This is a genomic window from Chitinophaga sp. (genome assembly GCF_035761305.1).
GTDB lineage: Bacteria > Bacteroidota > Bacteroidia > Chitinophagales > Chitinophagaceae > Chitinophaga.
The window spans coordinates 1-8,076 of the sequence record NZ_DASTRI010000187.1; the positions used below are offsets into that span (position 1 = coordinate 1).

Sequence of the window (8,076 nt, forward strand, 5' to 3'; positions counted from 1 at the left end):
CCGATTTTCTGGTAATCGTAATACACGGTTATAGGCTGGCCAACAAACCAGGCATTACCAGGATCGCTTTTGCTGCCATTGCCCAGGGATAGTATTTTTTCCCGGTTGGTGAAAAAATTCAGGTCCATACCCCAGTTAAAACCGTTAGGGTTTTGGATGATGGAAGTAGACAAGGCTATTTCCAAACCCGAGTTTTGGGTAGAGCCTATATTTACCAGCACCGAGCCAAAGCCGTTGCTGATAGGCAGCAGCCTGTTTAACAGCAGGTCGGTGGTTTTCTGGCGGTACCAGTCAACACTACCGCTGATGCGGCCTTTGAATATGCTGAAATCCAGCCCTGCATTTACAGAGGTGGTGGTTTCCCAGGTGAGGTCCGGGTTGCGCAGCAGGCTGGGTTGGTAGCCCAGCACCCCTTTGTTGTTAAAGGAGTAGGGAGAGCGCAGCAGCCCGCCCTGCGTGGCATAGGGCGGAATGCCGGTGTTGCCGATCTTACCGTAACTGGTGCGCAGCTTCAGGTTATCGAGCCAGGTAACGGATTTCATAAAATCTTCATTGGTCATGTTCCAGGCCAGGGCTATGGAGGGGAAATAGCCCCATTTTTTGCCGGGCGCAAAGCGGGAGGAGCCATCTGCACGCAGGGTAAGGGTTACCAGGTAGCGGTCGGCAAACCCGTAGTTAATGCGGCCCATGTAGGAGAGGATGGTCCAGGTGCCCAGCTGGCTGCCCAGTGCGGTTACATTACCGGCATCGTCCAGGTTATAGTACTGCTGGGCTTCTACAGGAATGCCCCTTACGCCGGAGTTGGTAGAGTCTTCCCGCTGGCGCTGCACGCTGTACAGGGCAGTAATGCCGATGTTATGTTTTTCGTGTATCACCTTGTTATACGTCAGCAGGTTTTCTACCGTGTATGCCAGTACGGTGTAGTTGTTCTTTTGGGCAATAGCATCGCCGCCGCCTATCAGCAGGTCAGTGTTGTTTTTGCCCTGGAAAAGGCCATAGTTGCTTTGCTGTATGTCCGGCCCTACGTTCAGGCGGTATTTTAACCCGTCCATGATGTCCACCTCACCATACAGGCTGGTGAACAGGCGGAAGCGGGTACGGTCCTCTACCCGGTTACCGGGCACATAATCCAGCAGGGGATTGGGCTGCTGGCTATCGCCGGTGGGCAGGGTAATAAGGTTGCCGTTTTCATCATACGGGTCGGCAATGGGCAGCATTTTTAATGCGGCGCTCATACCGTTATAGGTTTCGCCTTCCCGCTTGCTGTAAGTGCCCAGCAGCGATACGCCGGCACGAACGCGTTTACTGATCTCCTGGTCCAGGTTCACATGAATATTATAGCGCTCGTAGCTTTGCAGCTTTAACACGCCCTGCTGCTTAAAATATCCCAGGCTGGCGGCATATTTTGTTTTTTCCGACCCGCCGGATATGCCCAGGTTATGGGAGGTTTGCCAGCCGGACGACAGCATCAGCTTTTGCCAGTCGGTATTCACGCCCCGCTTCACATTCGCATATTCCGTGGCGTTGAAGATGGCGGCATCGGACGAGTCGGGATTGTTATCATTGTACTTGCCAATGGTGCGGTTAGCTTCGCGGCGCATGGCAATATATTGACCGGCATCCATCATATCGGTTCTGCCCAGGGTGTTGATAATGCCATAGTCGGCATTGTAGGTAACGCGGGTAGGCGTTGCCGTATGCCCCCGCCGGGTGGTTACCAGTATAACGCCGTTGGCGCCGCGGGAGCCGTAAATGGCGGTGGCGGATGCATCTTTCAGCACGTCCATGGAGGCAATGTCGGAAGGGTTAATGTCATTGAGGTTGCCTGCATATGGTATGCCGTCCACAATATACAGCGGGTCATTACCGGCTGTAATGGAGCGGTTGCCGCGTACCCGCACGCGGGGCTCATCACCGGGTTTGTTGCTGTTAATGAGCACATCTATACCGGCTACGCGGCCCTGTAACGCCTGCTGCGGGTTGGTAACAGATACTTCCTGGATGGCCTTTGAATTAATGGAGGCAATGGCGCCGGTTACATCCTTTTTCTTCTGGGCGCCGTAGCCCACTACCACTACTTCCTCCAGCTTTTTGAGATCTTCTGCCAGCTGAATGTCAATGGTAGAGCGGCCATTAACGGGTACCTCCTGCGAAAGGTAGCCTATGAAAGAGAATACCAGGGTACCCTGGGCGCCGCCAGGCAACTGCAGCCTGTAGGCGCCCTGCGCATCGGTTTGAGCGCCGGTAGATTTTCCTTTTACAGCTACAGTTACCCCCGGCAGCGGAGCGCCGGTTTTGGCATCGGTTACTGTTCCGTGAATGGTGATGTTTTGTGCGCGGATGATGAGGTGTTGGCACAACAGCAGGAGCAATAGCCCCCCTGTTCTTAACAAGTTCTTCATAGCGTGTGAGTTTGTTGAGCGGTTGACGGTTTTAAAAAAGATTTATGGCCTTAATACAGGTTTCAAAAGATTTACGGTTTCAAAAAGATTTATGGCTTTAACACTATTTAACAGTCTATACCCAAGATAGCTAAATATGGGGAAAATGCAAACGATTGCAAAAATAAAGTAAAAAAACAGCGTACCGGACTTATCCCACGGAACAGCTTGCTGATAGCGGTTTGCAGGCTGTTAAAGCTAATGCAGATCATCTGCGCGGGATAATGATTGTATGCTGTTAAACGGTTTTTAGCCCACCGCCTGTCGGGGGCAGTGGGCCGTTAAAAACATACGGGTTACATCACCGCCTTCAATTATTACCGGCCCGTGAAGGTAAACCACCTGATAACGGTTACAACGTACGGATGCGGATATTGCGCCACCGCACTTTTATGCCGCCGCCGGAGTGTATTTGCAGGGCTATTTGCCCGGTGCGGGCGCCAATTTTATCATCAGTTAACGTGATCATTTCATGTCCGTTGAGCCAGGTAGTTACCTGGTTGCCCTTTACCCGCACTTTCATGGTATTCCATTCACCCATTTTCAGGTATTGCTCCTTTTCAGCAGCAGGCTGTATCAGCCAGCCGCGCCCGTATGACTCGTAAATACCGCCGGTATGCATATTGGGAGGCGCTACTTCGGCCTGCCAGCCAGTGATTTTGGTGCCTTCTATGCTGGAGTGGAAAAATACGCCGCTGTTGCCGTTGGCTTCCTGCTTAAATTCTACCGTCAGCTCAAAATCTTTATAATCCTTTTCTGTACCGAGGTAGCCGTATTCTTTATCCGGCCCGCTTTCACATACCAGGTTGCCATTGTCCACATACCATTTTTCCGTACCGTAAATTTTCCAGCCATCCAGGTTTTTGCCGTTGAATAAGGCCTGGGTTTTCTGCGCCCGGGTGCTGGTGGCGAGGCATAACAATAGCATAAACAGCATACCTGTGCTCAGGTAGCAGCGTAAAGACGGGAATTTTTTCATGTTGTTGCTCAATTAATGAAGGAGTTAGTGTTTCACAATGCCTTAATATAGACAAAAAAAAGTCCCGCTCCTGCATTTGGAACGGGACTTTTTTAATTATCCTTTTTAGCAATTACCGGGCTACGTTCACGGCGCGTTTTTCACGGATCACCGTTACTTTGATTTGTCCGGGGTACTGCATTTCTGTTTGTATTTTGGTGGCAATATCAAAGGAAAGGCGGTCGGCATCATTGTCGGTTACCTTATCGCTTTCCACTATCACGCGCAGCTCGCGGCCGGCCTGTATAGCATAGGCTTTTTCAACGCCTTCGTGCGCCAGGGCCAGGTTTTCGAGGTCTTTGATACGTTGCAGGTAGCTCTGCATAATTTCGCGGCGTGCGCCGGGGCGGGCGCCGCTGATAGCATCGCATGCCTGTACAATGGGAGAGATCACATACTGCATTTCCATTTCATCGTGGTGGGCGCCTACGGCGTTTACCACAGCAGCATGCTCGCCATATTTTTCACACAGCTTGGCGCCCAGCAGGGCGTGACTCAGCTCTGTTTCTTCATCGGGCACCTTACCAATATCGTGCAGCAGGCCGGCGCGTTTTGCCAGCTTCGGGTTCAGGCCCAGCTCAGCCGCCATAACACCGCACAGGTTGGCGGTTTCCTTGGAGTGCATTAACAGGTTTTGGCCATAGGACGAGCGGAAGCGCATTTTGCCTACCAGGCGTACCAGCTCTTTATGCAGGCCATGTATGCCCAGCTCAATAACGGTTCTTTCGCCAATGTCCATTACCTGCTCTTCGAGCTGTTTCTTGGTTTTTTCCACTACTTCCTCAATACGGGCAGGGTGTATACGGCCGTCCTGCACCAGGCGCTGGAGCGACAGGCGTGCAATTTCCCTGCGCAGCGGGTCGAAAGAGGAGAGCACAATGGCTTCCGGGGTATCGTCTACAATCAGGTCAACGCCGGTAGCGGCTTCAATGGCGCGGATGTTACGGCCCTCACGGCCAATGATCTGGCCTTTAATTTCATCGCTTTCCAGGTTAAAGACCGTAATGGCATTTTCAATGGTTTGCTCTGCGGCTGTACGCTGGATAGATTGTATGATGATCTTTTTCGCTTCTTTATTGGCTTTGCTCTTGGCGTCCTCAATAATTTCCTGGATGTGGGCCAGGGCCTGGCTGCGGGCTTCTTCCTTCAGGCTTTCCACCAGCTGGTGCTTTGCTTCTTCTGCGGTAAGGCCGGCTACTTTTTCCAGGCGGCGTATATGCTCTTCCTGGTGCTTTTCGAGGTCGTTGCGTTTAATGGCTACCAGCTCCATCTGGCGGTTCAGGTTTTCCTTGATCACTTCATTTTCCTGTACCTGTTTCTGCAGCTGCTCGTTCTTCTGGTTCAGGCTCAGCTCTTTTTGTTTAATGCGGTTTTCCGCATCGGCCAGCTTCTGGTTACGCTGCAGCACTTCTTTTTCATGCTCGCTTTTCAGCTGCAGGTATTTTTCTTTGGCTTCCAGCAGCCTGTCTTTTTTCAGGTTCTCAGCACTGATCTGGGCATCACTTATAATCTTTTGAGCCTGCTGTTCTGCTTCCTGTATCTTTTGCTGCGTGTTTTTGGCAAAAATCACCTTACCTAACACAATTCCAATGACCAATGCCACCACCGCGGCTATTGCTGTTATTACAGTTGTATCCATACAAAAAATTTAAAATTAATATATATTGCAGTCCTGCTCATCGCCTTTCCCAGGCGATGGTAGAACTTGACGCGCGAAAATACAAAAATAATGGGCAGATGTGTGATGTGCGGGTATACAGAACGGCGTAAACCGCCTGTTTTACAACTTCTTTAACGAAACGGTAGTAATTAAGCTGCTTTATTTCAGTTGATTATAAATGGTTGAAATAAGTTTATATTACTCCCTGGTACTGTATTTTTTCAAATAAATCCAACCCGCTAAAAAAGCACATCATTTCAATTGCTCATCCAATAGAGCCTCCAGCTTCTGTAACTTTTCCTGTAAAAAAGGGCCAACTTCTGCCTGGGCTTTGCCGCCGCTGGTAACCGGGTGGGTAGCATACATGATCAGCGCCATGGCAATATAATCCTGGAGGTCTTTACCGGCATAAGCGGTTTTGAACTCGATGATCTTGTCATTTACCTCTTTCATGATGCGGCGTACTGCTTCCTCTTCTTCCGGTTTTATCTTGATCCGGTAAGAACGGTCGGCCACCACTATGTTTACAGGGATCAGCTGTTCCATAACTACTAATTAACATTTTTCCCCGCTAACTGTTCAACAATGCTATACAGCGGTCTATTTCCTTTATATAGTCGTTGATTTTGCTGCGCATTTCCTTTTTAAAATCCTCATCCTCTTCCGGTGAGGCAGGGGGGCCTGCCGCCACCGTTGCTATTTTGGCCAGGTGCAGCTTTTGCTCCAGCTGGGTAATGGTTTGCTGCTGCGCCTGCACCTCGTGCTGGTGATGCTGCAGCTGCTCTTTCAACCATACATTCTCTGCCTGCACCTGCTGCAGCTTTTTCAGCAGCTGGTACAGCTTTTCTTCAATGCGTTGTATGTGTTGTTCGAGGGCCATTGAATACCTGCTACTTTCTTATCTGCGCCTGCAGCTGTGTTTCAAAAGCTTTTACCAGTTTATCCATTACCGTATCTATCTCCTTGTCTGTAAGCGTTTTCTGCGTGTCCTGGAAAGTAAAGCTTACTGCGTAGGAGCGTTTATTGGCGCCCAGCTTTTCGCTTTCAAAAACGTCAAACAGGTTAATATGTTGCAGCAGCGCGGATTTCACGGTGCGCGCAGCTGCTTCCACATCGGCAAACCGTACCTGTTTGTCCAGCACCAGGGCCAGATCGCGGCGTACAGCCGGGAATTTAGGAATTTCGGCGTAAAAAGTATCTTTTTTAGGCAGGGCGTTTAAAACAGCCTGCCAGTTAATATCTGCAAACCATACGGGCTGCTTTATGTCAAACTGTTTCAGCTTGGCGGCTGATACGGCGCCCAGCTGCACCAGGGGCTGGCCGTTGCCTTTTATCTGCCAGGTATATTCAAGGCCTTCAACATGTTTGAAAGTATCAGCTTTTATTTCCCTGCCGTTCGGTTTCGGAACAAGCATTTCTGCCTTTTTAGCGGGTTCATTTGCTTTAGTTTCCAGCTCGGCCCACTGCAGCTGGCGTATGCCCAGCTGGGCCAGTATATTGCCCACGTAGCCTTTCAGGAAGTAAAAATCTACCGGGGCTGCCTGGTACAGCCAGCTTTCCGGTCTTTTACGCCCTGTAAGGTACAGGCAAAGATGTTCTGTTTCCTGGTATTTTCCCTGCCCGGTAGTAGCATAGGTTTTACCAAATTCAAAGAACAGCAGGTCCTCATTTTTGCGGTTCAGGTTGTAGGCTACGCTTTCCAGGCCGGTTTCCAGCATAGAGGGGCGCATTACATCCAGGTCGGCGCTGAGGTTGTTGATCATTTTAACCGTACGCTCCAGCACTTCCGGTGTAAAGTACTTACTGTTGGTGATAGAATTGGTAAATATTTCATTAAAACCGCTGGACGCGAGGTAGCCGGCAATTTTTTCACGTATGCGCTCACGATCCGGTTTGGCGGTAATAGCCGGCGTAATGAGCACCTGGGCAGGAATATCTACATTATCCAGGCCATCAATACGCATAATCTCTTCCACAATATCGGCGGGAATGGAAATATCCGGTTTGCTGTAAGGCACGCCTACCTGCAGGTGGGCCGGGGTTGTTTCCAGTATGTCAAAACCCAGGCTGCTTAATATATTGCTGATCTTTTCTTTGCTGTATTCCTTGCCGCTCAGCTTTTTGATGTAGGTCCAGGTAGCTGTAACGGCTGCTTTGGGCCTGGGCTGAGGGTAAACGTCCACTACTTCGGATGCAATTTTTCCGCCGGCCAGCTCACAAATAAGCGCGGCGGCGCGCTGCAGCACAAATACGGTGTTGGATATATCCACGCCTTTCTCAAACCGGGTGGCGGCATCGGTACGCAGCCCGTGGCGGAAAGAGGTGGCCCTTATGCCGGCAGGACTAAAACAGGCGCTTTCCAGGAATATGTTTTGCGTAATGTCGGTTACGCCTGAGTGCAGGCCGCCGAATACGCCGGCTATGCACATGCCTTCGCTATTGCCGTTACAGATCATAAGGTCTGCGGCATCCAGCTTGCGTTCTTTCCCATCCAGCGTAACAAACGTTGTTCCGGCGGGCAGGTTCTTTACAATCACTTTGCCGCCGGTAATGGCATCGGCGTCAAAAGCATGCAGGGGCTGCCCGGTTTCGTGTAATATAAAATTGGTAATGTCTACTATGTTATTAATAGGCCGTACGCCAATGGCCAGCAGCTTATTCCGCAGCCATTCCGGTGAAGGGGCGGTTTTTACCCCGGTAATGGAAATGCCGGCGTAGCGGGGGCAGGCAGCGGTGTTTTCCACACTTACGCTAATGGCTAGTGGCGCGGCCGCTTTAGGCAGCTCCGGTATTACGGGCAGCTTTACCTGGTAACGGCGGGTATTTTCCAGGTTATTATAATAGGCGCATACATCGCGGGCTACGCCTATATGGCTCATGGCATCCATACGGTTGGGGGTAAGCCCTATTTCGTATACCCAGTCCTGTACGGGCTTAAATATTTCACGGGCCGGGGT

General features: G+C 50.6%; 6 protein-coding genes. All 6 read right to left on the reverse strand.

Translation table 11 applies throughout. The features are described from left to right. Window positions 1–2,402, reverse strand: a 2,402-nt coding sequence (locus VFS25_RS16255; RefSeq protein WP_326463223.1) for a TonB-dependent receptor, incomplete at its 3' end; no start/stop codon positions are given. A gap of 391 nt (window positions 2,403–2,793) precedes the next feature. Further along, window positions 2,794–3,420, reverse strand: a complete 627-nt coding sequence (locus VFS25_RS16260; protein WP_326463224.1) for a DUF1080 domain-containing protein — start codon at window positions 3,418–3,420, stop codon at window positions 2,794–2,796. Window positions 3,421–3,532: 112 nt separating this feature from the next. After that, the gene (gene rny, locus VFS25_RS16265; RefSeq protein WP_326463225.1) at window positions 3,533–5,098 is read right to left on the reverse strand and encodes a ribonuclease Y; all 1,566 of its coding nucleotides are present in this window, start codon (window positions 5,096–5,098) and stop codon (window positions 3,533–3,535) included. A 273-nt stretch (window positions 5,099–5,371) separates the two neighbouring features. Beyond that, window positions 5,372–5,665, reverse strand: coding sequence for a cell division protein ZapA (locus tag VFS25_RS16270; RefSeq protein WP_326463226.1), 294 nt, complete (start codon window positions 5,663–5,665; stop codon window positions 5,372–5,374). 25 nt (window positions 5,666–5,690) lie between these two features. Continuing rightward, window positions 5,691–5,999: a hypothetical protein gene (locus VFS25_RS16275; protein WP_326463227.1), complete on the reverse strand. Its 309-nt coding sequence runs from the start codon at window positions 5,997–5,999 to the stop codon at window positions 5,691–5,693. A 10-nt stretch (window positions 6,000–6,009) separates the two neighbouring features. Further along, a partial coding sequence (pheT, locus tag VFS25_RS16280; RefSeq protein ID WP_326463228.1) for a phenylalanine--tRNA ligase subunit beta occupies window positions 6,010–8,076 on the reverse strand: 2,067 nt, incomplete at its 5' end.

Excerpts from the sequence above, each read along its gene's own strand:
- VFS25_RS16260 (WP_326463224.1), bottom strand. The coding sequence starts at position 3,420 with ATGAAAAAATTCCCGTCTTTACGCTGCTACCTGAGCACAGGTATGCTG.
- rny (WP_326463225.1), bottom strand. The coding sequence starts at position 5,098 with ATGGATACAACTGTAATAACAGCAATAGCCGCGGTGGTGGCATTGGTC.
- VFS25_RS16270 (WP_326463226.1), bottom strand. The coding sequence starts at position 5,665 with ATGGAACAGCTGATCCCTGTAAACATAGTGGTGGCCGACCGTTCTTAC.
- VFS25_RS16275 (WP_326463227.1), bottom strand. The coding sequence starts at position 5,999 with ATGGCCCTCGAACAACACATACAACGCATTGAAGAAAAGCTGTACCAG.